Source organism: Exiguobacterium sp. SH0S1 (assembly GCF_004337165.1).
In the GTDB taxonomy this organism is placed as follows: Bacteria; Bacillota; Bacilli; order Exiguobacteriales; family Exiguobacteriaceae; genus Exiguobacterium; species Exiguobacterium aurantiacum_A.
The window spans coordinates 1-25,673 of sequence record NZ_SJVC01000008.1 but is presented as its reverse complement, the minus strand read 5'-3'; the positions used below and the strand labels follow the sequence as shown (position 1 = coordinate 25,673).

Annotated in this window: 19 protein-coding genes; 16 read left to right on the top strand and 3 right to left on the bottom strand. The window is 53.0% G+C overall.

Translation table 11 applies throughout. The features are described 5' to 3' along the window. Nucleotides 1-5 precede the first annotated feature (5 nt). The 7 genes from EVJ20_RS13780 (at nt 6) to EVJ20_RS13750 (ending at nt 8,993) form a co-directional block, all read left to right on the top strand. Nucleotides 6-2,117, top strand: a complete 2,112-nt coding sequence (locus EVJ20_RS13780; protein ID WP_131505293.1) for a heavy metal translocating P-type ATPase — start codon at nt 6-8, stop codon at nt 2,115-2,117. Next, a complete protein-coding gene (locus tag EVJ20_RS13775; RefSeq protein WP_131441594.1) occupies nt 2,114-2,320 on the top strand; it encodes a cation transporter in 207 nt (68 codons plus the stop codon). The genes EVJ20_RS13780 and EVJ20_RS13775 overlap by 4 nt, the downstream gene beginning before the upstream one ends. A gap of 340 nt (nt 2,321-2,660) precedes the next feature. Beyond that, nucleotides 2,661-3,323: a response regulator transcription factor gene (locus EVJ20_RS13770; protein WP_070327853.1), complete on the top strand. Its 663-nt coding sequence runs from the start codon at nt 2,661-2,663 to the stop codon at nt 3,321-3,323. 29 nt (nt 3,324-3,352) lie between these two features. Beyond that, the gene (locus EVJ20_RS13765) at nt 3,353-4,699 is read left to right on the top strand and encodes a sensor histidine kinase (RefSeq protein ID WP_236636467.1); all 1,347 of its coding nucleotides are present in this window, start codon (nt 3,353-3,355) and stop codon (nt 4,697-4,699) included. 121 nt (nt 4,700-4,820) lie between these two features. Further along, entirely contained in the window at nt 4,821-5,291 is a 471-nt protein-coding gene (locus EVJ20_RS13760) for a competence protein ComK (protein WP_070327851.1), read from the top strand. Nucleotides 5,292-5,378: 87 nt separating this feature from the next. Further along, nucleotides 5,379-8,447, top strand: a complete 3,069-nt coding sequence (locus tag EVJ20_RS13755; protein WP_131466155.1) for an efflux RND transporter permease subunit — start codon at nt 5,379-5,381, stop codon at nt 8,445-8,447. A gap of 135 nt (nt 8,448-8,582) precedes the next feature. Then, complete coding sequence (locus tag EVJ20_RS13750) at nt 8,583-8,993, top strand: hypothetical protein (RefSeq protein ID WP_070327850.1); 411 nt, start codon at nt 8,583-8,585, stop codon at nt 8,991-8,993. A 26-nt stretch (nt 8,994-9,019) separates the two neighbouring features. Here EVJ20_RS13750 and EVJ20_RS13745 read toward each other — a convergent pair whose 3' ends face one another. Together EVJ20_RS13745 and EVJ20_RS13740 are read right to left on the bottom strand one after the other, a co-directional pair. Further along, nucleotides 9,020-9,373, bottom strand: a complete 354-nt coding sequence (locus EVJ20_RS13745; RefSeq protein WP_131489960.1) for a hypothetical protein — start codon at nt 9,371-9,373, stop codon at nt 9,020-9,022. 55 nt (nt 9,374-9,428) lie between these two features. Further along, complete coding sequence (locus EVJ20_RS13740; protein WP_070327848.1) at nt 9,429-9,809, bottom strand: truncated hemoglobin; 381 nt, start codon at nt 9,807-9,809, stop codon at nt 9,429-9,431. 156 nt (nt 9,810-9,965) lie between these two features. Between EVJ20_RS13740 and addB the strand changes: the two genes are divergently transcribed. The 9 genes from addB to EVJ20_RS13695 all read left to right on the top strand — a co-directional run bounded on the left by addB (nt 9,966) and on the right by EVJ20_RS13695 (nt 25,526). Next, on the top strand, nt 9,966-13,406 hold the full coding sequence (gene addB, locus EVJ20_RS13735; protein WP_131508661.1) for a helicase-exonuclease AddAB subunit AddB: 3,441 nt from the start codon (nt 9,966-9,968) through the stop codon (nt 13,404-13,406). Continuing rightward, complete coding sequence (addA, locus tag EVJ20_RS13730) at nt 13,390-16,992, top strand: helicase-exonuclease AddAB subunit AddA (protein WP_131508659.1); 3,603 nt, start codon at nt 13,390-13,392, stop codon at nt 16,990-16,992. The genes addB and addA overlap by 17 nt, the downstream gene beginning before the upstream one ends. Before the next feature lie 114 nt (nt 16,993-17,106). Continuing rightward, nucleotides 17,107-17,469, top strand: a complete 363-nt coding sequence (locus tag EVJ20_RS13725) for a response regulator (protein WP_070327845.1) — start codon at nt 17,107-17,109, stop codon at nt 17,467-17,469. Further along, nucleotides 17,466-20,024 (top strand): sensor histidine kinase, encoded by a 2,559-nt coding sequence (locus tag EVJ20_RS13720; protein WP_131508657.1) that lies wholly within the window; start codon nt 17,466-17,468, stop codon nt 20,022-20,024. Before EVJ20_RS13725 ends, EVJ20_RS13720 begins: the two co-directional genes overlap by 4 nt. 137 nt (nt 20,025-20,161) lie before the next feature. Next, the gene (locus EVJ20_RS13715) at nt 20,162-20,542 is read left to right on the top strand and encodes a YisL family protein (protein WP_070327844.1); all 381 of its coding nucleotides are present in this window, start codon (nt 20,162-20,164) and stop codon (nt 20,540-20,542) included. Between the two features lie 101 nt (nt 20,543-20,643). Next, nucleotides 20,644-21,645, top strand: a complete 1,002-nt coding sequence (locus tag EVJ20_RS13710) for a class I SAM-dependent methyltransferase (RefSeq protein WP_131466141.1) — start codon at nt 20,644-20,646, stop codon at nt 21,643-21,645. A gap of 104 nt (nt 21,646-21,749) precedes the next feature. Then, complete coding sequence (locus EVJ20_RS13705; RefSeq protein ID WP_131458099.1) at nt 21,750-23,243, top strand: phytoene desaturase family protein; 1,494 nt, start codon at nt 21,750-21,752, stop codon at nt 23,241-23,243. Then, nucleotides 23,240-24,718: a phytoene desaturase family protein gene (locus EVJ20_RS13700; RefSeq protein ID WP_131505287.1), complete on the top strand. Its 1,479-nt coding sequence runs from the start codon at nt 23,240-23,242 to the stop codon at nt 24,716-24,718. Before EVJ20_RS13705 ends, EVJ20_RS13700 begins: the two co-directional genes overlap by 4 nt. Beyond that, nucleotides 24,687-25,526 (top strand): phytoene/squalene synthase family protein, encoded by an 840-nt coding sequence (locus tag EVJ20_RS13695; RefSeq protein WP_131489956.1) that lies wholly within the window; start codon nt 24,687-24,689, stop codon nt 25,524-25,526. Before EVJ20_RS13700 ends, EVJ20_RS13695 begins: the two co-directional genes overlap by 32 nt. Nucleotides 25,527-25,592: 66 nt before the next feature. Here the strand turns inward: EVJ20_RS13695 and EVJ20_RS15415 are convergent. Further along, nucleotides 25,593-25,673: IS3 family transposase (locus tag EVJ20_RS15415; RefSeq protein ID WP_131440828.1), on the bottom strand; the 81-nt coding region annotated here is incomplete at its 5' end.

Below are 25,673 nucleotides of genomic sequence, written 5' to 3'. Positions count from 1 at the left end.
CTCGTATGAAGACTGTCGAACTGTCGATTCAAGGAATGACATGCGCCGCATGCTCAGCCCGAATCGAGAAAGTATTGAATAAGATGGACGGGGTCGATGCGACCGTCAATTTGCCGCTCGAGACGGCGACAATTCGCGTCGAGGACGGCATCACCGAAGAGGAGCTGATCGCCCGGATCGAGAAGATCGGCTACGGGGCGGAACGAAAAGTCGAGCTCACACCGAGACATGACCTCCGCCCACTAGAACGGAAAGTGCTCATTTCGGCGCTTCTTTCGGCGCCGCTCTTACTCGTCATGATTACCCATATCCCTGGGTTGATGTTCCATGCCGATTGGCTCATGAACCCGTGGTGGCAATTCGCGCTCGCGACACCGGTCCAGTTTTGGATCGGGGCCCAGTTTTATCAAGGGGCGTATAAGAGCCTGAAGAGTGGGGCGGCCAACATGGACGTCCTCGTCGCGACGGGGACATCCGCCGCCTACTTCTATTCCGTGTTCGAAATGCTCATCCATCCGACGAACCCGTCCCTTTACTTCGAGACGAGCGCTGTGTTGATCACGCTCGTATTGCTCGGGAAATGGTTGGAGGCACGGGCGAAAGAAAAAACGACAGATGCGCTCAAATCGCTTCTGTCGCTGCAGGCGAAAGAAGCAATCTTACTCGTCGACGGGGAAGAACGGTCGGTGGCGATCGACCTCGTCAACGTCGGCGACGTGATCGTCGTCCGTCCAGGTGAGAAAGTGCCGGTCGACGGTAAAATCATTGAAGGTGAGACGGTCATCGATGAATCGATGTTGACCGGAGAATCGATCCCGTCTGAAAAAGGTGTCGGTTTTGATGTCGTCGGTGGGACGATCAATCGATCGCATCGCTTCTTGATGGCGGCAGAGCGTGTCGGCAGCGAGACGATGCTTGCGCAAATCGTCCGTGTCGTCGAACAGGCACAAACGGATAAAGCGCCGATTCAACGGCAGGCCGACCGAATCTCCGGCGTGTTCGTGCCGATTGTCGTCGCCATCAGTGCCGTCACGTTCGCCGTTTGGTTGTTCGGGTTTAATGATCTCGATATGGCGATTCGGTCTTCAATCGCCGTCCTCGTCATCGCTTGTCCGTGTGCGCTCGGACTTGCGACCCCGACATCGATCATGGTCGGGACCGGCCGTGCGGCTGAACAAGGCGTCCTCTTTAAAGGGGGCGGTCAACTCGAATCATTGAACGGTGTCGATATCGTCGTGTTCGATAAGACGGGGACGCTCACGAACGGGACGCCTGAAGTCGTGGCGACGTTCGGGGACGAGTCGTTTTTACAACGGGCGGTCATGGCCGAACGTCAGTCGACGCATCCACTTGCGGAAGCGATCGGTCGTGGCGTCGGCGTCGGGCACGTGGAACGGGTCGAAGAGTTATCGGGCCGAGGATTGAAAGCGGTCGTTGATGGGAAAGAGCTTCTTATCGGTTCGGTCCGGATGATGCGCGAGGCCGGATTCACGTTGCCTGATTGGGACATGCAAGCGATGACGCCGGTTTACGTGGCGAGTGAATCTGAAGTCGTGGCGGCGTTCGGTCTTCAAGACCGGTTGAAAGAAGGTAGCCGGGCTGTCGTGCAACGACTTGCGACGACGAGACAAGTGTATGTCTTGACGGGAGACCGAAAAGAAGTCGCGCTCGACGTGGCGCGTGAACTAGGCATCGCTGAAACGAACGTCATTGCCGAGGTGTTGCCCGTCGAGAAGGCAGACCACATCGAGGCACTGAAACAACGTGGCCGCGTCGCCATGGTCGGTGACGGGATGAACGATGCGCCTGCGCTCGCCGTCGCGGACGTCGGTATCGCCTTCGGCAGCGGGACGGACGTCGCTTTAGAAGCGGCGGACGTGACAATCATGGGTCGAGATATCGAAGGCGTGGATCGGGCGATCGAGATGAGTGCGCTCACGATGCGAAACATCCGTCAAAACCTATTTTGGGCGCTCGCCTATAATAGCTTCGGTATACCGATTGCCGCGGCCGGTTTGCTCGCTCCATGGATTGCTGGGGCAGCGATGGCGTTCAGTTCGGTTTCGGTCGTATTGAACGCACTGCGATTAAAAAAACAAGGAGGACATTCCAAATGAATGAAACAGTCTTGAAAGTAGAAGGTATGACATGTAACCATTGCAAGGCAGCGGTTGAAGGGGCTTTGACCGAGTTAGAAGGCGTCGAGTCGGCCATCGTCTCGTTACAAGATCACCGAGTCGATGTCATCCATAACGATAAGATTTCCGTCAAAGTGATGATCGAAGCTATCGAAGAACAAGGTTACGACGTCAACGCATAACGACCGAATCCCGCCTGTGAGGCGGGATTTTTTTGTGATGTTCTCATGCTAAAAACTATGATATAGTATAGATGATAATGAGAATCGGTATCAGCGGGAAGGTGGGGTTACGATGGAACTCGTCATGATCAGCGGCGTGTTGGCGTTACTTAGCGGGGGGACGGCCTTCCTCGCTCAACAATTGCGGACACGGTCGACACGGTAAGGAGGGGAAACCCTTCTTTTTTTCGTTAACTTACGCGATTGACGGTACAACCAGCCGGTTCGAAACGAGTGATTTCCCATCATTCGTCGACAATTGTTTGATATGATGTTAAAAAATGCTGCAGAGGTGACTAAAATGTACACGATCTATTTAGTCGATGATGAGGTCAATTTAAACAAAATGCTCGTCACGTATTTAGAGCAAGAAGGCTACCAAGTCCGTTCGTTCACGGATGGTGTATCAGCCCAAGCCGCGATTCAAGACGAACCTGACTTATGGGTGCTCGATATTATGCTGCCGGACCTCGATGGCTTTCAGTTGTTGAAGCAAATCAAGGCGACGAACGCCAATACACCGACGATCTTCATTTCGGCCCGTGATGAGGACATCGATAAAATCATCGGACTGGAGATGGGTTCGGATGACTACATCGCCAAACCGTTCTTACCGCGCGAGCTCGTCATCCGGGTCAAAAAATTGATCGATCGGGTGTACGGGTCGAAATCGAACGAACATATCGAGTATGGGGAATACACGATTTATCCGGACAAACGACTGATCAAGCATGCTGCGGATGATATCGATTTGACGTCCAAAGAGTTCGATTTATTGTTGCTCTTCCTCGAACATCCGGGCTCGGCGCTGTCGCGTGAGCAAATATTAGAAGGTGTTTGGGGTCGCGACTATTTCGGCTCAGACCGTGTCGTCGATGACTTGGTCCGACGCTTACGGAAGAAGTTGCACCGACTCGAACTTGAGACGCTGTATGGGATCGGTTATCGACTCGTTAAGCCATGAGACTTCACGATCTTAAGCCGAAACGGCTCATGTGGAAAATCTGGGTATTGATTTTACTCATCATCGTCACCTTGGCGTTGATGATCTTGTTGACGGTCCGCTCCTCGATCACGCAGTTCATCGATGAACAAGTGTATGAGACGCTTCAAGATGTCGATTATTACCTCGGAAATACGAATGAGCTCGAAAATATTCCGAGCAACCCGATCGAGTACGATCGGCGTCAACAAGAATCACGTTCGGTCAATCAGCTTATCTTTTTGCCGAACGGACGCATCATTTACGGCTCGGCCCCGCTCGAGCTGACGAATCGGATGTATCAAGAGGCGCTCGAACAGACGAGCGAGGTCGCCAAATATCAGACGACGATCGATGGGGAAGACGTCTACTATACGATTCGTCAAAACGAATATGACGGTGCCCTCATCTACCAGGCGTCATACGCCTGGGACGCTTATCGCCGTGAGCTCGTCTCGACATTGTACTGGCGTATCTCGATTTTAATTGGTGTCATCAGCCTCCTGTCACTCATCCCGGCCCTTTGGATGTCGAGAGAGTTGACGAAACCGATCGTCGAGATGGAACGGGCCGTTGAGAAAATATCAAACCGCCAATGGGAGACGGTGTTACCACTCGCCAGGGAAGACGAGCTCGGACAATTGGCACGGTCGATCGACGCGATGCGCCAAGAACTGCAAGAGCAAGATTTGGCGCAACAGGCGCTCTTACAAAACATCTCTCACGATTTGAAGACGCCGATCATGGTCATTCGCGGCTATGCCCAGTCGATCGGGGACGGCATCTATCCGACTGGAGACTTGAAAGGGTCGGCCGAAGTCATTGATGAAGAAGCATCGCGTCTCGAGAAAAAAGTGGTCGACTTGTTATACGTCACCAAGTTGGAGTATTTTAAAGGTCAAGAGATGAAACTCGATCCGATCAACCTCGATAAGTTGGTCGAACTGCTCATCGACCGCTTCAAACTCCGAGGAAATCTCGAGTGGACGTTGACCGGCCACGCAGGCGAGATGCTCGGTGACGGGGAACAGGTTCGGGTCGCGCTCGAAAACGTGCTCGACAATGCGATTCGTTACGCCGAGTCGACGATTCAGGTCGAGCTCGAACGAACGGATGCAGGAATCGACATCGTCATCAAAAATGACGGCCCGTCGGTCGATGAGAACCTTGACCTGTTCCATCAATTTTCCCGTGGGAAACAAGGCAAGTTCGGTCTCGGCTTATTTATCGTCCAGCGCATCGTGACCCTCCATGGCGGGTCCGTTACCTTGGGTAATACGAACGACGGAGTTGCTGTCCAATTCCACTTCCCCCACCTGAAAGACACACAAAAATTAAAAACGGAGGACAGATTTTAAAAACCAGCCTGCGAACGGCTGGTTTTTTTAGTGGGAAATGTCGACGAGCCGTTTGCACACGTTTAAGGAACTTGTTATGAATAACGTGTAAGTCATATTATACGTTTTGGAGGAAGAACAGATGACACAGTTGACGAATGATACAAGAGCGTTGGTTCCGGTATTTAATGAGTACGGTGAGGCCGAGACACTCGTCTATCAGCCTGATGGCGTGCACCGTCTGAAAGGTTCTCCGATTCACTTGCTCGAATCGGCTTGTCTCTATTATGGATCGAGTATCCAAGGGCGAATTGAAGCGGCCCGTCACGTGCTTGGTCCTCATCGAAAAACCCCTGTCGTCATGGATTGGCACGCCGATGCCGTCTTTTTCCCGACAATCGCCAAAGAGAGTCCTGATTGTGCGTGGATCAATTTTCAACATGTCACGGGCATCAAAAAGTTTGGCAACGGGACCCGGATTCAATTTCTGACCGGGGAATCGATTCAAGTCCCTGTCTCCGATCATACGGTCCAACGGCAGAAGCAGCGATCGATTGAATTATCTTATGCGTTCCAAAAACGTTTCCATAGTAGCACATTGCATCACGTTTAAGGATTGAAAACCGATTCAAACCCCTCTATGATAAAGGAGAATAGTTCATATGTGTATTTGCACATTATCCGAAAGCGAGGGGTCAATATGTTTTTTCAGAAAATGATTGAGCGAGGAAAATTGATAATTGTATTTTTACTCGTTGCAATCGTCGTCGGGGTACTCACGTTTTTCCAGCTCCCGAAACGTGAAATCCCAGAGACTAGCGTCAATATCATTCTCATTCAGACCCCATATCCAGGGGCGACCGCTGAGACGGTCGAACGGAACGTCACGAACATCCTTGAAACCGAGTTAAGAGGGCTTGAAGGGGTGGAGAACGTATCGTCGCTGTCGGCGTCGGAGTTCTCGAATATTACCGTCGAGTATGAAGACGGATTTGATCAAGGCGAGCTGCAAGCGAACGTGAGGCAGGCGATCTCAGACGCGGCGCCTCGGTTACCTGACAACGCCTTAGCACCGACGGTCAACGATTCGATCGGTCAGCTTCCGGTCGCATCGTACTTACTGACGTCGAGCGATCGCGAGTCGCTTGAAGCGGTTCGAGAACAGGTCGAACGGCTAGAAGATCGATTGCTACGAACAGATGGTGTGACCGGGTTCACGATCAAAGGGCTCCCGGAAACAGAATTCGTCGTCTCACTGGATTCCGAAGCGCTTGGGGAACGCCAACTCGCATTCCCAGACGTCTTGACGGCAATCAACGAAGAATATAAGACGACACCGCTCGGTCGCCAATCGACGGACGACGGTATTTATCAATTGGCGATCGATAACTTGACGAACGTCAACGACATGGATCAAGTCATCGTCGGTTCTGTCGACGGTGATCCCGTCCGCCTTGCCGATGTCGGTACGGTCGAAGAGACGACAAAAGCAGTCACCGACCTCGTCTCACTCGACGGCGAACCGGCAATCTCGCTCACGGTGACAATCGAGCCAGGTCAAGACATCCCGACGCTGCAACAACGCGTCGATGAAGTCGTCGCTTCTGAAGTGGGAGACTTAGACGGGGTCGAACTCGTCACTTATTACGATCAAGCGAAAGCGGTCGATGCGATCTTCTCGTCACTTACGAAAGAATTCATCATCGCCATGATCGCAGTTATCGTCGTCACGACGATCGGGTTGACGTTCACAGGGTCACTCATCGTCAGCTTGGCGATTCCGTTGTCCTTCTTGATCGCACTCATCCCGCTCCGCTTCACGGGAGTCGATTTGAACCAAATCTCGATCATTGGGGCGATCATCGCGCTCGGTATTCTCGTCGATGACGCGATCGTCGTCAACGACAACATTTTGCGTCGCTACCGGAAAGGCGATACAGCCATGGTCGGTGCCGTTCGCGGAACGAAAGAAGTCTGGGGATCGATCGTCACGTCGACGCTCGCCGTCGTCTTCGCGTTCTTACCGCTGACACTCTTGTCAGGCGCGAACGGGAACTTTATCCGAGCGTTACCGACAGTACTCGCGTTGTCGGTGCTCGCATCGATGGTCATCAGTTTGACACTCGTGCCGATCGCACAGTATTGGTTGAACCGGAAGAAAGTGAAAGTGTCGAAGCGGGAGCCAGGCTGGCTCGGCGGACCGCTCAACCGTCTCAGTAATTTTTATGCGGATCGGTTGCTCCCGGTCGTCGCTAAACGGCCGTGGACGTTCGGATTGGTCGGATTTGTCATCACGACAGCACTATACGGGCTGATTCTGTTGACACCGTTCGAGTTCTTCCCGGCTGCGAACCGACCAGAAGTCGTGACGAGCGTCACGTTCCCGGTTCAAACCGACTTAGAGGAAACAGAACGTCGTCTCCAACAGATCGAAGCCGAATTCCAACAGATTGACGGTGTTACCGAGACCGCCATTTTCGCTGGCGGTGGGCTTCCGAGCTTGTTCACCGGTGGACTCAATCAGTCGGGTGACAATGCAGGACAAGTCGTCGTCCGAGTCGACAACGAACAAATCGATGCGATTCAGTTGATTGATGAGTACACATCGCAAATACGTGAAAACTATCCGGACGCTGAAATCTTCTTAGATACGCAGCAGCAGGGACCACCAACGTCTGCCCCGGTAGAGTTCACAATGCGCGGTGAAACGATCGAAGAACTTGTCGCGGCACGCGATACGGTCAAGGCAGACCTCGAAGAAATCGATGGCGCGCTCGTGCTCGACAACATTAAAGAACCGTTCCAGACACTCACGTACGAATTGAACCGAGAAGCGATGGCTGCTTCTGGAGTGACCGCGAAAGCAATTAGCGATCAGATCCGGTTAGTCACGGACGGCATCCCGATCGGTACGTTCGACGATGGTGTCGAACAACGCGATGTGAAAATCGTCGTCGATGCGGCCGCAAACCGCGAGGCGCTCGCCCTTGACGAGATTCTCGTCCCGGTCGACACGGAAGCCGGTCCGCCGGTCGCCCCGCTCAGTACGTTCGTCACCGAAACGACGACTGAACAGATCCAACAGATTCCGCGTGAGAACGGGGAGCGGATCGTCACGCTTCAAATCTATGCGACTGAAGGGATGGACGAAGATGCGTTCAAACAAGACGTTGAACGGATTCTCGATGACGCAAAATCAGACTTGACGAGCGATGGCATCTCGTTCGAACAGTCGGGAGCGAGCGATACGCAAAATGAGTTCTTCGTTGAACTCGCGACGTTGTTCATCGTCGTCTTGTTCTTGATTTTCTTAATCATCGCATTCCAGTTCAATTCACTTTCTTTACCGCTTCTCGTCTTGTTCACGATTTACTTGGCGATTGCCGGTGCGGTCGTCGGGCTGTTCATCACGCAGACGCCGTTTAGCTTCATGGCATCGATGGGGATGGTCTCACTTGCCGGAATCGTCGTTCGAAACGCGGTCGTCTTGTTCGAATTCATCGAGCAAGGAATTCGCAGTGGAATGTCCGTCACGACAGCGGTATATGAGGCAGGACGTGCACGGATCCGTCCGATTCTCCTGACGGCGTTGACGGCGGTCGTCGCGTTACTACCGGTCGCGTTCGGTGAAGACCCGCTCTTCAAACCGCTCGCCATCTGTATCGTGTCGGGAATTCTGTTCTCGACCGTACTGACACTCGTCCTTGTTCCGGCTTATTACTTGATCTTGGCGAAACGTCGCCATCGGGATAAACCGTTCACGGATTGATCAGCAAGCGAATCGGCGCCCGGTCCAAGTTAGGACCGGGCGCCTGTTTGTTTGTCTCGTCAAGACTGATGTTTTCGTCAGATGTTGTATGGGTATAATATGAAGAGATACTTCAGCATATTGGAGGGAATATAGATGAACGATTCATACACTTGGTTAAATCGTCGTAAGATTCGTCCGGCCTATAGTGCGACCGGTGCCCGCACATGGACGAGCGAACGTGTCGTCCGACCGGATGCCGCTCGTGGAAAGACGGTAACAGACGTCAAGCGGGTTCGCCGGCCTTACACGGATGAATATGGAAACCGCCGCTATACGACAGGACGTGTCGTCGTGACGGACGCGGCCCGCAAAGCACGGGCGAACGGTCACGGTGAGACGGCCGTTCAACTTGAATTGTCGGTTCCGACACCGTACGAACGTGTCAAAAAGATGCTTCCGACGAAGAAAATCCTCGTGCCTGCGATGGCTGGAATCGCCGTCGCCGGAGGAATCGCCGGAGTGATTTACGCGCTTCGCAAGAAAAAACGAAACAAGAAACAATAAAAAAAATCGCCCGCGGGCGATTTTTTTTATTTGAGTCGATCGGCAAGGATCCGCTTGAGCTGTTTCTCGCCGAGTTTTTGCATCTCTGCTTCGTTCTCTTCATCGTAGGCATCATCTGTGAAACGCCCGACAAATTCGACTTTCCCGTTTCCAAGTTCACGGAACACGAGGTTTTTACGGTCGTGATAAAAGACGACGCGATACTCCCGTCCGTTCTTCTGTGTATAGTTGAACACACCTTTGATGTGGTCCATGTTCTTTTCTTCGGGTAAATCTTCTTCCTCATCCTCTTCAAGGACTTCGGCGAGGACTGCCGTAGGTTCTACTTCTTCCGTTTCCTCTTTAGCTGAAACGGTCTCTTTTTTCTCTTCTTCTGTCATGAAAACCGACCTCCTTTGCTTACTTTCCTATCATACCCGCTTTTTTAAATGATGACTACTCAAAATGGTGCGAGCAGACGCGGATGACGTTTGACGACGACATGATCAGACGTTGAAACAATTGTCGCTTGATCGCTTCCGGTGCGTCGACCGTCTTGAGCGCTTGTTCCATGCACCCGAGCCAATGACCGGCGTGTGTTTCTGAGATCGGATGATCGCGGTGGATCATCGCCAGGTTGCCGCCGCCACGGCGTTCCGTATACAGTTTTGGTCCTCCGAGCAGTTGCGTCAGAAATTCGAACTGATGTTGTTTTACCCGGTCTTTGTCGTCTGGAAACAGTGGCAACAGTACGGGATCAGCGTAAACGAGTTCGTAAAAAGCGTCGACGAGCTGTTGGACGCCGCGTTCGCCTCCGAATTGTTCATATGCACTCATAGTATTCCCCCTCATACGTTCAGTCTAATCGATTTTCGAACGAATGGGATACTAGAAGGTTGTGTTTTTTTCTTACAAGGTAGCCGGCAGGTTTCCCTCTACAAACAGCAGGCGATACGTCATAATAAAAGAAAAAGGGAAGGGGTGTTCGCCTAAATGACGGTCACTTTTCATGTCGGACGATCGGGTAGCGGTAAGAGCGAGCGGATGATCAATCAAGTCATTCAAGAGCTAAAGCGCGATCCGAGCGGCCCGACCATCTATATGCTTGTCCCAGACCAAATGTCGTTTGAAATGGAACGGAAGATGGCGATGACGGACGGTTTAAACGGATCGACGCGGATTCAAGTGCTGTCGATGCGTCGTCTCGCATTCTTGATCATGCGCGATCACGGTGTCGCGACCGAGCAGTTTTTAGACCAGACAGGGACCCATCTTTTGTTACGGCGTGTCGTCGAGATGAACGAGGAACGGCTGACGCTGTTCCGACGCACGATGAACCAGTACGGGTTTTACGAAGAGCTGAACGAGTTGATCACGATGTTGAAACGCGGCCTCGTCGAGCCGGAGCAGTTGCTTCGCCTGAGCGAGCAAGACCAACATCGGGCCTTGAAGTTGCAAGACCTCTCCATCCTCTATGAAGGCTTCTTGACGATGACGGCCGGCAAAACGCTTCACGCCGAAGACTACTTCAAAGTGATGTTGCAGTTGTTACCGGAAGTCGATTTAACAGGGACTCACTTTTATGTGGACGGGTTCAACGAGTTTTCGGAACAAGAGCTCGCGGTACTCGTCGCTTTAGCCGAGAAGGCGCCGCTGGACGTCTTGTTGACGGTCGACCCAGACTCGCTCTATCGTCCGCACCCGTTGTTCGGACCGACACAGCGGACGCTGATGCGCTTTAAAGAGCTGCTCTCAGAACGTCAACTTTCGTCGACGGATGAACTGTATCATGGGGTGCATCGCTTTAAACATCCGAGTCTCGCTTATCTCGAGGCGACGTTCGGGCAAGTGACGGCAGCGCCGTATACGCGGCCGGAAAATCAAGTCGCCTTGAATGCAGCCGTCGACCGGACCGTAGAAGTAGCAGCCGCTGTACGCGAGGTCACACGACTTGTCCGCGAAGACGGCTACCGCTTCCGAGACATCGTGTTCATCTCAAGGTCACTTGAAGAATATGGAGATTTGGCGTCACAAGCGCTTCAAAAAATGAACTTGCCGTTCTTCCTGGATGAACGGCAGCCGATGCTAGATCATCCGGTCGTCGAGTTGTTGAAGGCGACGATCGAAGTCGCGCTCCGCGGCTACCGGGAAGAAGCTATATTCCGCGCGTTGAAGACCGAGTTGATCGTGCTCGACCGAGATCATCGGCGTACGTCTGTCGATCGGCTCGAGGCGTTCGTGATTGAGCGGGGCATCAAACATTATCACTGGCATGACGAGTGGCAATTGAAACGCCGGGCCGAAGATGAGGCCAAGTTGACGGGGGAAGAACTCGATACGGAGACAGCACTCAACGCCTATCGTCAAACCGTCGTCGAAACGTTCGATCCGCTCCTCACCGATTTGAAAGCGGCCAAGACGATGCAGGCTTACACGCACGCCATTTACGCTTTTCTAGACCGAATCGACGTCTCGTCATGCCTTGCCCATTGGCGCGAAGAAGCACTTGAGGCATCACGCCTGATTGAAGCAAGAGAACATACACAAGTATGGGACGCCGTCCTCCATCTTCTCGAGCAACTCGAGGCGGCTGCGCCGGAAGAGACGCTCTCGACGGAACTGTTCCTGCAAATGATGGACACCGGCCTCGATAGCCTACGCTATGCACTCGTCCCGCCGTCACTCGATCAATTGACGGTGACCGATTACGTGCGGGGGCGTTTGATTGATAAAAAAATCGTCTTCTTGCTCGGTGCCAACGAAGATCAAATCCCGCTCGTCGCGACGCAATCGAAACTGTTGACGGACCACGATATGGACTTCATGCATGAGAACGGTGTCCGGGCGGGGAAAGCGACCGAGCACTTGTTTGACGATGAGACGTACTACTTGTATAAAGCGTTGACGGCGCCAAGCGACCGGTTGTACGTCAGTTACGCACTCGTCGACCGGAGCGGGAAAGCGATTCAACCGGCGAGTTTCATCGCCGACGTCAAGGCGAGACTCGGTAACGGCAAGGCCATCAAGACCCACTTCGCAGAAGCGGGAGAGCATCGCCCGACAGATCAGCTCGCCTTCATCACGAACGTGAACCAGACAGCGGCCGTGACGGCGCTCGAGTTGCAACGGCTCAGCCGTCACTACCCGATTCAAGAGACGTGGTTCACGGTGTACAACGAACTGTTGAAGCACCCGGAAGGACGCGAACGAATCCGACTGTTGACGAGCGCGCTGTTTTATCAAAACGTTCCCGAATCCTTGCCGGAGTCGGTCGCGAAGTCACTTTACACGAACTCGATTCGGGCGAGTGTGTCCCGCCTCGAGACGTTCCAAGCCTGCCCGTTTCGTCATTTTGCGAACTACGGCTTGCGTCTGAAAGAACGACGGCTCTATCGGCTCGAGGCACCGGACATCGGTAACTTGTACCACCGGACGATCGAGCATATGTCTCAAACCGTCAAGATGGACGGGAAAGAATGGCGTGACGTGTCGCCCGACCAATGTGCGACACTCGCGGAGTCGGCTGTCGAACTCGTCACACCGGAGATTCAAAATGCGATTTTGATGAGTTCGAACCGCTACGGTTACTTGAAGAAAAAGCTGACGGACGTCGTCAGTAAGACGGCCGAAGTATTGATCGAGCAGTCGAAACGTGACGGGTTCGATCCCGTCGCGTTCGAACTAGCGTTCGGGAGTGGCAACTTCCCGCCGGTGTCGTTCACGCTCAGCAACGGGGCGACGTGTGAACTTGTCGGCCGGATCGACCGGGTCGATACGGCACAGATCCATGATCAGCTGTACGTCCGCATCGTCGATTATAAGTCGAGCAAACGGGAGATCGACTTCGCTGAGATTTATTATGGTTTGGCGATGCAGATGCTCATCTATTTGAAAGTGTTGATCGAGCAAGCAGATGCTTGGGCGAAAGGTTCCGTGGAACCTGCAGCCGCGCTGTATTTCCACGTCCACCGACCGCTCGTCACACCGGCCGAGACAGATGCCGAAACCGAGCAGAAAGTGCTCGAATCGTATCAGATGCAAGGGTTGCTCGTCGACGATCCAGCCATCCTAGAGGTGATGGACAAGACGGCGAAAGGGGAACAGAAAAAATCGATCGTCATTCCGGTCAAATATAAGAAAGACGGGACGCTCGATGCGAACACGACGAAAAAAGTCGTCTCACCTCCTCAGCTCGAGCAGTTGATGGACCACGCGCTCGACCTTGCCGAGACGAGTGTGGAGGCGATGTATGATGGGAAAATCGGTGTCGAGCCTTATGAATATAAAGAGCGGCGTCCGTGCCAGACGTGTCCGTATCAAAGTGTCTGTCATTTTGACGAGGCGCTCGCCAACGAGCCCCGTCAGCTGAAAAAGTTAGATAAAGAAGAAGTTTTGTTTAAATTAGGAGGTGACGCCGATGAAGTGGACGAGTGATCAACAAGCAGCCATCGACGCACGGGGGTCTCATGTACTCGTCTCGGCGGCAGCCGGTTCAGGGAAGACGGCCGTGCTCGTCGAACGGCTCGCCAGCCGTTTGCTCGATGAAGCGGACGAGTTGACGGCGGACCGTATGCTCGTCGTGACGTTCACGAACGCCGCCGCGGCCGAGATGAAACGACGGATTGCTAAAGCGCTCGATCAGGCGCTGCGGGAACATCCGGAAAACGACTATATACGAAAACAACGGCAAATGCTGAACCGGGCGCTCATCACGACGATTCATTCATTCTGCTTAGAAGTCATTCGTGAGAATTACTACTTGCTCGACCTCGATCCGGCCTTCAAGATCGCCGAGGAGCGGGACTTGGTGCTCTTGCAAGACGATGTGCTCGAAGACGTGCTCGAAGAACAGTACGGTCAAGAAGATAGCTCGTTTTTCGCACTCGTCGATGCCTATACGTCGGACCGTGGTGACAGTGAAATCGAAGAGCTGATCCTAGGTTTGTATCAATACGCGCGAACCCTTCCGGATCCGGAATCGTATTTAGATGAGCTGGTCTCCCTTTATCAGTTTGAAGGCGACCCTGACGAGGAACGGCTGCTCGTCGAATTCGGGCAGTTGCTCTGGGTCGATATTGAAAAGGCACTTCGGCAACTCCGGCGTGTAGCGATCGAACTCCGGCTTGCCGGTTACGAGGCGCAATCGGAAAATGTATCCAAAGCGATTTTCCCGTTCCAAAACATCGACGAAGACACGCTCAAATGGAGCGAACTCGAGACGGCGTCCCGAGCGGTCAAATTCGGGACGATGAAATCGGTCCAGAAAAAAGACGAGCATCACATCTATCACACGGTGTTGAAGCCGGCCTATGACCAAGCGAAAAAACGGCTTGTCGATGCGGTCGGTCAAGCGAGTGTCAGCGGAGCTGATCATTTAGACGTCTTGCTGTCGCAGCGTCCGCTCGTCGAGACGCTCGTACGTACCGTCCGGACGTTCGGGGCCGCTTACGAGCAAGCCAAGCGGGACCGCGCTTTCGTCGACTTCAGCGATCTCGAGCATTACGCGCTCGCCATACTACGGGACGGGGATGCCCCGTCCTCGGTCGCATCGCTCTACAAACAGCGATTCGCCGAAGTATTGGTCGATGAGTATCAGGATACGAACGAGATCCAAGAGACGATCATCGGACTCGTCAGCAATGAGAGTGAACAGCTCGGCAACTTGTTCATGGTCGGGGACATCAAGCAATCGATCTACCGGTTCCGGCACGCCGAGCCGAGGTTGTTCATCGAGAAAGCGACGCGGTTCAAACAAGCCGGTTCGGGGCAACGGATCGACTTGTCTCAAAACTTTAGAAGTCGCTCCGAAGTGCTGCACGGAATCAATGACCTATTCATTCAGTTGATGGACGAAGAAGTGAGTGAGATCGAGTATGACGAGGCGGCACGTCTCGTACCGGGTCGGGCGTATGAAGAACTCGAGGCAAGTCCTGAACTCTTGATCGTCAACGGAGAAAGCCGGGACTTATCGAAACAGGAGCTTGAAGGCCGTGCCATCGCCACACGTATATTAGAGCTCGTCTCTGGGGATGAGCCGTTCAAAGTGACGGACGAGGCGACCGGATTGCTTCGTTCCTGTGAGTACCGGGACATCGTCATCTTGGTCCGTTCGAAAAAAGAGCGGGTCGAACAGTTGATGGATATTTTGACACAGTATAATATCCCGGCTTATACCGATTCGGACGGCGGCTACTTCCAAGCGACGGAAATTCGAATGATGTTGTCGCTCTTGAAGTTGATCGACAACCCGCTCCAAGACATCCCGCTCGCCGGGGCGCTCCGGTCACCGATGTTTGGTTTCACCGATCAAGAGCTGGCTAAGATTCGCTTAGAGTCGGAAGCGTCGTTTTTCGATGCACTCAAGGCGAAAGCAGACGATGACGACGAGCTTGGATTGAAATGTGGGGACGTGCTCGATCAGTTGTCGGAATGGCGTACGTTCGCCCGCAACCACAGCTTGTCGGAGTTGATTCAGCAAGTGTTCAACGACACCGGGTTTTACGATTTTGCCGGCGGACTGCCGGGCGGGAAAGGGCGTCAAGAGAACTTGAAGGCGCTCTATGACCGGGCCCTCTCCTATGAACGGAGCGGCTACCGTGGGTTGTATCGCTTCTTGCGGGTCATGGACCGGCTTCAAGATAACGGTGAAGATTTATCGGAAGCACGTTCACTCGGAGAAGAAGAGAACGTCGTCCGCATCATGACGGTCCATAAATCGAAGGGGCTCGAGTTTCCGGTAACGATCGTCGCCCAACTCGGCAAACAGTTTAATAAACGTGATCAAATGCAGCGTATCATCTTCCATAAACGATACGGCATCTCCCTCGACGCGATCGATGTCGTCACCCGGACGAGAACCGAGACGTTCGTGAAAGAGATGATTCGTCGCGATCTCGATGCGACGATGAAAGCCGAAGAGATGCGCGTCTTGTACGTCGCGCTGACCCGGGCAAAAGAAAAATTGATCTTAGTCGGTACGGTCGCAGAACCGGCTAAACAGATCAACCAATGGCTGCAGGTCGAAGCGACGGGTGAGACGTTGTCCGCTGACGCACGACGCGAGGCGAAGACGTATCTGGACTGGGTCGCGCCGGCGCTCCTCAAACTAGAAGGCGCGGTACCGTTCATCGAGGAGATGGGCTTACCGGTCTTTTCGCCGATACGGGAAGCGACGAACTGGACGTATCGCATCATCGGACAAGACGATTTGGCGGAAGTGGCCACACTCCAAGCGATGATGGCCCAGCTTCATCATGTGCAACAGTTCGAGGCGATTGATTTTCCAGTCAAAGACGAAGAAGCGACGATTCAAGTCGTCAATCGAGCCTTTTCGTACAGCTATCCGGCCCAAGCCGCGACCGAGACGGCAGCGAAACAGACGGTGACGGAATTGAAACGAGCGATGCAACTCGAGCAAGCGGCGTTCGAAGACACGTTCCGCCCAAGCGATACCCCGTATCGGGAGCCGAAATGGAAGCAGACGAAGCAGACAGGTGCCGAGCGCGGGACGACGCTACATCTCATCTTCCAATTATTTGAGCCGACTGAACCGCTCGACATACAAATCGACCGGTGGGAAAATAATGGGATGCTCGGTCCGGTCGAGGCGGAGACGGCACGGCTAGCGCTGCCTGAAATCGAGGCGTTCTTCAACTCGGAGATCGGTCGGGCGCTGTCTGAAGCGCTACAAGCCGGGCGAGGATGGCGCGAGCTGCCGTTCACGTATACGGTGCCTGCGGAGCGAGTGAATCCGACGGCGACGTTCACGGACGAGCACGTGTTGATTCAAGGGATCATCGATTGCCTGTTCTTCGATGGTGAGACGTATGTCCTGCTCGACTATAAATCGGACTCGGTTTTGTTCGCGAGCGCGTCGCGAGAAGAGGCAAGACAGTTGCTTCGTGACCGCTACGCTGTTCAGCTGTCGCTCTACCGCGAAGCGATCGAGGCGATTTGGAATATCCAAGTCGGGACGACGGTCATTTATTCTTTGGAATTGCAGGAAACTGTTGTACTATAATGTAGACGATATGATTGTAAAGGTGTACGGTTATAAACCGTGCATCTTTTATTTTTGTGATTACGAAATAGATTAGGTAAAATAATGGAATGAGATAATAATGGAGGAAACGTCATGGTGAAAATTCTACTAGCAGAAGATGAAGAAGTATTGCGCATGCTCGTATTAGATACGTTAGAAGATGAAGGATACGATATTGATGAAGCGCCAGACGGTCTTGAAGCCTATCGGCTGATCGAACAGAACGAGTACGACCTCGTGATTGTCGACCATATGATGCCAGGAATGACAGGTCTTGAAGTCATTGAGAAAGTGAGGAAGTTGCCGGGACGTCAACATACGAAAGTGATGATGTTGACGGCGAAGAGCCAACAATCTGACCGTGATTGCGCGAATGAGATTGGGGTCGATTATTTCATTTCGAAGCCGTTTAGTCCGCTTGAACTTGTGAAGATCATAGGAGGCATCGTGAAGTGAATAAATGGTTTAAACAAAAACTAGGACGTGACATCATGACCGTCCTATATTCGTTCCTCGCGCTCGCGCTCGTCGGATCGATAATCATGTACGTGCAGATGGAAACCCGGGTCAGAGAGAATGAAGCCCGTCTCCAACAAGTCGATGAACGAATCAACCGATTGAATACGCTTTGGGACGAATGGCAGAGCGCGCAGTATGACTCACGGGGCTACTTGCTGTTCGGTGATGCGGAAGCGCTCGAGCGGGCCCAAAGTAAAGAAAATGAGTTTCAACAAGAAATCAACTGGTTCAAGGGCGCTGTCGAATCAAAACAAGGTGAGATCTTCGCAGCCGACTTACAAGCCTTTCATGATTTTTACTTCGATGTGATCATGCCGGTCACGGCGGAATATGGTCAACTGCGAGCGTCTGGTGAAATCACCGAGAATACGATTGACCCTGAAACCATATTAGCGTTGCCGACAGCCGAACGGTTGATTGAGCAAGGTATCGTGCCTTACAATCCGGAAAGCGGCATCGATACGCTCGGTCCGATCCAACAGATCGAATCGTCACTCATCGACTACAAGGCGTTGATGAACAGCGAGAAAAACAGAGTGTACGCCGACTGGAAAGTGAACAATGATGTCTTACAGTTTTTATGGATTGCGAGCATCTTCTCGTTCGCGGCGTTGATTTTACTATTCGTCCAACCGTTCTTGCGTCGTCAGTCCCGTCTGATTTCGCGCCTGTCGGTCGCATCTGACCGCTTACTGAAAGGTGAAATCGTCGACTTGAGCGATCAAATGGAGCGCGAAGACGAGATCGGGACGATGTCCCGTTCGTTCAATAAGATGGCGGAGACGCTCCGTGAAAATGAACGTCACTTGATTGAGAAGAACCATGAGTTGCAGGCACAACAAGAAGAATTGATCGCCCAGCAAGAAGAGCTGCAAGCGCAGCAACAAGAGCTTGAAGAGATCTTGGAGCAGACGCAACAAAACGAACAGCACTTGGCGTACCGAAACGAATTGACCGAGACGCTCGCGGCTCGCGATTCGTTGACGGCTTACCCGGAGATCATCGAGAAACTTGTCGCCATCACCGATTCAGAAGTCGGGGCGCTCGTCTTCCTCGATGCGACAGGCTCGTTCTCTATCACGAGCCACGGGCTGAACGAGACGTTGTCGCGTAAATTGCTCGATAGCGAGAACTCCGTGTTGACGCGGGCGATGACGCTGCGGACGACGGTCCATTCGTCGAAACAAGTCGCAAGCGACCATCCGCTACCGTATCCGTACTACATGTATGAGACGGCCGTACCGGTCCACGACCCGACCGATGATTCAATCATCGCCTTCATCTATCTTGTCCGTTACAAAGACCGCTTCACGCAGACGCAAATGGGCGATATCATGTCGTTCGCACGTCAGCTGTCGTTGTCGTTACTTCGGATGCGTCTGTTTGAAGAGATGACCCGTGAAAAAGGCAAGACCGAACGGATCCTCGATTCAATCCGAGAAGCTGTCATTTACGTCGAACATTCGACCGATGATGTGTTCGTCAACCGACCGCTTTACGAGATGTTCCCAGAGCTCGATGCGATCACATCGAGTCAGCTCGCGGAATTGTCTTGGAACGAGTGGCGGGAGACGATCGCGACGACGGTCGACCAAGACGATGACTTCATGACATATACAGACCGTCTGTTCACAGACGACTTCCCGCACGACAGTGTCAGTTTCTCGATCCGTAAAGGGGAGATGAACTTACAGATGTATGCCGAGCGGATTGTCGTCGGCGGTTTGTCGAAAGGGACGCTGCTCGTCTTCCGTGATATTACGAGTGAGACCGAGGCCGAGCGCTTGAAGAGCGAGTTCATCTCGACGATCTCGCATGAGTTGCGGACACCGTTGTCTTCGATTTATGGGTTCACCGAGCTCATGGTCAAGAAACAGTTGCCGAACGAGAAACAGGCGAAATATTTGCAGACAATCCACGCTGAGACGGAGCGGTTGACGCATCTCGTCAACGACTTCCTCGACGTACAGCGCATGGAATCAGGTAGCCAAATGTATGACCGGGAACAGCTCGATATCGAGCCGATCATCCATGACATGATGACGTTCTACGAAGCGTCGTCATTGAAACACCAGTTCGAGCTTGTCACGGTCGACGACCGACCGTACGAACTGTTCGCAGACTGTCAGAAGTTCAAACAGCTGATGAGCAACTTGCTCTCGAACGCCGTGAAGTACTCACCGCGTGGCGGGAAGATCACGGTCGAGCTAGCCCATCACGACCAATCGATTTCGATTAAAGTGAAGGATCAAGGGATCGGCATTCCGAGCGACGCCCTCGATCGTCTGTTCGATAAGTTCTATCGGGTCGACAACTCGGATAGCCGTGAAATCGGCGGCACGGGACTGGGTCTCCCGATCTGCCAAGAGATCGTGCGCGGTCACGCCGGTCAAATCCATGTCGAGTCCGTCCAACATAAAGGCTCGACGTTCACCGTTGTGATTCCGAGCTTCGAACACGCTATTCGGGAAGAAGAACAAACGACGGCTTGATCAAAACAAGAGGAGGAGACGTGCCGTTCAATCGTGACCGGCACGTCTCTTTTTTGTGGTGTAAATGCGGGCTTGACCGAAAAGTGGCTTGTTCGTGTACAATAGTAGTTGTACATAATAAAAAGGGGGATTTTTAAATGCCATTGACAGCATTTCTACACACGCACGTCACGAGTTGGATTTTATTACTCGTCTTGTTCGCTGTCGCCTACATCGGCTACAAGAACGGAAACAAGAGCGGCAAGATCGCGCATATGGCGTTTCGGCTCATGTTGCTCATCGCGTTCGGCACAGGACTTTATTTGTACTTGCAACTGAACGGAGGCGGCATGTTCTACCACGTGAAAATCACGGTTGGATTGCTCGCACTTATCTTCGGTGAGATGACGCTCATTCGTTTGAAAAAAAGAAAACCATCGGGCGCTATGTTTGGCGGCTTCGTAGCACTGTCACTCGTGACGATCTTTATCGGTTACGCGTTACCGTACGGTCAGTCGTTCTTCAGCAACTTTATTTGAGTCACATCCCACTTCACACATCGAAGTGGGAATTTTTTGTTTGTCCGCAAATTATTAGGGGAAAATAAAAAAATCAGTGATAACGATGATGAGGTGAAACAATGGATCAACAAATGAATGAATGGTCGCGTGTATTACATGCGCGTAGATGGATGAAGCAAACCGAATCGTTCTTGCCGTTATGGCACGGCTATATCGGCTACAAATACGGATTGTTCGACGCGCTTCAAGGCGGGGCGAGCTTCGCTGAAATGACGCTTCGCTTGAAGCAGCCACTCACGAAACTCGCACTCGAGCGTTGGCTAGAAGTCGGGGTCGCCGTGCGCCATTTGAAGAAGAAAGGGTGGCGCTATTTTCCGACGCGTAGCTTGAAGTATCAGCTCTCGCTCAAAGACGAGCGCAGCATCGGATTCATGCTTCAAGAGATGATGGAACTTCATATCCCGGCACTAATCGCCTACCCAGACTTTTTAGAGTCCGGCAAACAGAAGACGTTCGACGGTGCGACACACGGGAAAGTCGTCGCTCAAACGTCGACACTCGTCGAAACAGTCGCTTTCCCGGTCGTCCAACAGCTGCTCCGCCAAGCGGACGTCAAGACGATGCTTGATATCGGATGCGGCCACGGGGGCTATTTGCGAAAACTCCATGGTCTTGAGCCGGATTGGAAGTTGACCGGCATCGACCTCGAACAAGAAGTCGTCGAAGAGGCACGTGAGCAAGATGAGACGGGGGAGATTCGTTACGAAGTGGCCGATTTCATGGAATGGGATCACGACGAGCGGTTCGATGCCGTCATGATGAACAATATGCTTTACTACTTCTCGCCCGAGCAGCGGATCGGACTGTTAGAACGGATGCTCAGTAATCTCGATACGGCAGGTGTCGCCGTTCTCGTCACACCGCTCGCGGAGTCACCGCTCGGCGCCCGCTTCGCTTCGGCGTTCAACGCGTTCATGACGCTCCACGATAACCTCCATCCGCTCCCGACGACTCGTCAGTTGCGCCGGCAATTGGAACAGGTCGGCTTTGAGAAAGTACGTTTCATTCCGTTTATACCGGAAGGATCTTGGTATATCGTCATCGCCGAACGAGGAGATTGAAACGTCCAGCGCACAGCGAACCGATTCAGATTTGAACTTGTGTCCAGTCATTTCTATAATAGAATAGAAGCATAAGAGACTTTTCACATAGGGAGTTGTTCAACGTGTCGGAAAAAAGAGTCGCAGTGATCGGTGCTGGGCCAGGTGGGCTTGCTGCCGCAATGATCTTGTCGAGCCGTGGTGTGGATGTAACCGTATTTGAGAAACAACCGTTTGTCGGTGGACGGACGTCACGTCTGCAAGTCGGGGAGTTCGCGTTCGATCGTGGCCCGACTTTTTTGAATATGCCGTATATTCTTGAAGAGATGTTTGAGGAGACGGGACGGGATTTGGCTGATTATGTCGATATGAAGCGATTAGAACCGATGTACGATCTTTACTTTGATCGCGGACAAAGCGTGCTATCGATGACGACCGACCGTGACCAGATGCGTCAATCGATTGAAGAGATGTTCCCCGGAAACGGTGAAGGGTATGACCGGTTCATGGCCGACCAGGCGGTCAAACTATCGAAGCTCATGCCGGTGCTCCAGACCGCCCATGATAAGCTGACGGATTACGTGTCGACACGCGTCTTGAAGGCGCTGCCGTTCCTCTCGATCGGAAAATCGCTATACGACGTTCTGTCTGAATACTTTACGAGTGAAGAACTCAAATACTCGTTCACGTTCCAAGCGAAGTACCTCGGGATGTCGGCTTGGGACTGTCCGGGCGGGTTCTCGATCTTGTCGTATATGGAACACGCTTACGGCGTCCATCACCCGATCGGCGGGGTGAACCAACTCTGTTCGGCGATGGCCCGTGTCATCGAGGAGGAAGGCGGGACGATCCGGTTAGGTGAAGCGGTCGACCGTCTATTGCTCGACGGGAAACGTGTCAACGGACTCGTGGCGAACAACGTCCATTACGCGTTTGACGAAGTCATCGTCGGAGCGGATTTTGCCCATGCGATGACGACGCTCGTACCGAGCGATACGCTCACGCGCTGGAGTCCGAAACAGCTGAAGAAGAAGCGCTATTCTTGCTCGACGTTCATGCTCTACCTCGGACTCGATCGCGTCTACGATGAGGTCGGCCACCATTCGATTCACTTTGCGGATGATTATGAGCGCAACGTCAAAGAGATGACGCAAGACTTGAAGCTGAGCGAGGATTTCTCGTTCTACGTCCAAAACGCGTCACGGATCGACCCGACGCTCGCGCCAGCCGGCAAGTCGTCGCTCTACGTGCTCGTACCGGTGCCAAACAATCTGTCAAACCTTCCTTGGGACACGCTCGAGGAAAAGATGACCGAACTCGTCTTAGACGCACTCGAGACACGTTCGCCTTACCGGAACGTCCGCGACCATATCGAAGTGATGCAGGCGCTCACCCCGAACGATTGGGAAGCGTTTGGAGTCTATGAAGGGGCAACGTTCAACCTGGGACATAACTTGTCGCAAATGATGTACTTCCGTCCGCACAATCAGTTCGAAGAGCTCGACCACGTCTGGCTCGTCGGCGGTGGGACGCATCCAGGTAGCGGACTGCCGACGATTTTTGAATCGGCACGAATCACGGCCAACTTGCTTCGGGACCGGGCGGGTGTCGGACGATGAACATCAGTTTCGTTGGTGCCGGTATCGGGTCGCTTTACGCCGCCTTGTTGTGGACTCATAAGCATCCGTCGACCCAAGTGACGATTTATGAGAAAGAGGACCGGGTCGGTGGGCGGCTCAACTATGTCGAGTTCGAGAACGGTGCTCGCATCGATGAAGGACCGACAATCGTCTTGTTGCCGAGCAAGCTGAAGAGCCAACTGCAAGAAGCTGGGTTTCCCGAACAGGAACTCGAACTGCTCGAAGTCGATCCGCTCTATCGCCTCCGTTACGAAGATGGGACGACGTTTCACAAATATCACGACATCGATCGTCAAGCCGAAGAGATTGAACGATTTTTCGGCGAAGGCGACTCGTTCCGTCGCTACATGGGGCAAAAGCGCGAGGAATACAAAATCGGTTTTGACACGTTTTTAAACCGAGGCTATAAAGGCAAGACCGACTTGTTCGAGCCGAGACTGCTCATGTTGCTCATGCGCCTGAAAGCGTATGAATCGGCTCATGAGAACATGAAGCGGTTCTTTAAAGATGAGCGGCTCCGGGTCGCCTATAGTCTGCAGACGCTCTACATCGGCGGCAATCCTTATGAGACGCCGTCCCTGTACGGCTTGATTCCATATCGCGAGCAAGAGGAAGGAATCTGGTACGTAAGAGGAGGATATTTCTCGCTTGCGACGAAGTTAGAACAAGAGCTGAAGAAGCGGGGCGTCACGTTCAAGCTGAACTCGCCCGTAGACCGCGTCCGCGTCCAAGACGGCCGTGCTAACGCCGTCGTCGTCGATGGCGTCCCTCATCCGTATGATGCGGTCATCGTCAATGGAGATTTCCCGCTCATGGAACGTCTGATCGATGGAATCAAGCCGAAAGCGTACGAACCGTCGAGCGGCACACTGCTCCTCTATTTCACGGTGGACGGCGAGATTGAACTCCCGGTCCATCAGTTCGATTTGCCAAACGACTTTGCCGGGTCGATGCGTACGATCTTTGAAGATGGTAAACTGAGCAAGTATCCGGCGATGTATACGTTCAATCCATCGCTCATCGATTCGACGCTCGCACCAGTCGGGACGAGTGTGCTTTATGTCCTTGTGCCGGTACCGCGCAAGTTAGAGCGACAAGATTTTGAACAGAGCGGGGCGATTGAACGTCTCGTGTCCCGGATCGAAGGGATGGTCCCTAAATTTAGAGACCGTGTCATCGAGATGAAAGTCCGGACACCGATGGACGCTGAACGGTTCGGGTTGTTCGAAGGCGGAAGTTTTGGGATTGCCCCGAAACTTTCACAGTCGGCCGCATTCAAGCCGCAAGCCCGACCATACGCTCAAATCGAGCGGCTCTATGCCGTCGGTGCCTCCGTACATCCATGCGGTGGTGTCCCAATCGTGATGATCGGCTCACAGTTGTTAGTGAAAAGAATGGAAGAAGAAATGGGGGCATTGTACCATGACGAGGCAAGAAGCGTATCGTCAATGTGAAGAAGTGATGAAGAAAGGCTCGCTCACGTTTTATCGAGCCTTCTCCCTGCTGTCAAAACCGGACCGCCAGGCTGTCGCCGCGGTCTATACGTTTTGCCGGACGTTAGACGATGCTGTCGATGAGTCAGAGTATCCTGAGGAAAGTTTGACCGCATTTCTGGCGGAGTTCGACCGCTTTTTAGCCGGCAACGACCCAGACGGCGCTCTTTGGATTGCTTTACGCGACGTTTGGCAGCGCTATGACATGGACGTCGAACCGTTCTTTGAGTTAGCGGAAGGCATGAAGTGGGATTTACATAAGACACGCTACACGACACTTGAAGAGACGGAACAGTACGGTTATTATGCGGCCAGCACCGTCGGTTTGATGTTGTTACCAATCCTTGTCCCGGACGCGAATATGGAAGCGCGGCAACAACTGAAGCAAGGCGCGATCGACCTCGGTATCGCCATGCAGTTGACGAACATCCTTCGCGACGTCGGTGAGGACTTGGACCGGGACCGGATTTATGTACCGCGCACGCTCTTAGCGCAACACGCGATGTCAGAGACCGATCTGTTCGAACGGAAAGTGACGCCTCAGTTCGTTGAAGTGTGGGAGACGATGGCCACCCGAGCGGAGACGCTATACCGCAGTGCCCGTGAGACGCATCACTTGTATCCGGCGACGAGCCGAAAGCCGGTCCAAGCAGCGGCACTCCTCTATGAAGGCATATTAGACGCGGCCCGAAGTAACGACCATGATGTCTTTACGAAGCGCGCTTACGTATCGACACTTCAAAAAGGAAAGCTGTTAGCGAGACTTTGAAAGAGACCCGATTGCGAGAGTGAACTGCTCCCCGTCAAGTAGACAGGGTAAATAATGAAAACCAGCCTATGCGGCTTGAGCCCTGTATTCGACAGGGCTCAAGCCGTTTAGTCGTTTCTGGAGACGATCATGGTTGTAGAACGATAT